Raw genomic sequence first — 592 nt, 5'->3', positions numbered from 1 at the left:
TTCGGCGTGCCGCGCTTCATCTACGAGGTCCGCGTCAAGGCGCTCGGCTACCGGCTCCGGCTGAACGACACCGTGCGCGTCACCTATGGCCGCTACGGGCTCGACGGCGGCAGGACCATGCGGGTGATCGGGCTGACGCTCGACGGCGCGCGGAACGAGACCATCCTGGAGTGCCTGGCATGATCCTGCTCCACGACAACGCCTTCGACAGCGCGGCGAAGACCTACAGCCGGGAGGTCGCGACCCTGCCCGGGTCGAACAGCGCCGATCCGCACCTGTCGCGGGTCTGGCGGGCGAGCGGGACGGATGCCTTCCACGTTCTCGTGGATTTCGGCGCGGCGACGGCGATCCGCGCCTTCGCCATCCTCGGCGCCAACCTCTCGCCGTCGGCGACCGTGCAGGTGACGGCGGACGCTTCCGATCCGGCGGTCGCCGCGCCGGACTTCACGGCCGACGAACTGACCGGCATGGAGGCGGGCTACGGCGCGCTCTACCAGGTCTTCGCGGCCGACCAGACCTACCGCTACTGGAAGATCGCGGTCGCCGATGCCGCCCCGCTGGCCGGCTATTTCGACATCGGGCGGATCGTCCT

The 592-nt window shown here is 70.1% G+C and carries 2 protein-coding genes; both read left to right on the top strand.

Features of this window, described 5'->3' with window-relative positions; translation table 11 throughout:
* Window positions 1-183 (top strand): hypothetical protein (locus OCH7691_RS23460; RefSeq protein ID WP_176245223.1); only part of this gene is annotated, 183 nt, incomplete at its 5' end.
* Window positions 180-592, top strand: a 413-nt coding sequence (locus tag OCH7691_RS22805) for a hypothetical protein (RefSeq protein WP_217808217.1), incomplete at its 3' end; no start/stop codon positions are given. The genes OCH7691_RS23460 and OCH7691_RS22805, both read left to right, overlap by 4 nt.

This window comes from Oceanibacterium hippocampi (assembly GCF_900172325.1).
In the GTDB taxonomy this organism is placed as follows: domain Bacteria; phylum Pseudomonadota; class Alphaproteobacteria; order Sneathiellales; family Sneathiellaceae; genus Oceanibacterium; species Oceanibacterium hippocampi.
Note: the sequence above shows the minus strand (reverse complement) of the source record. Positions and strands in the feature narration are given on the sequence as shown.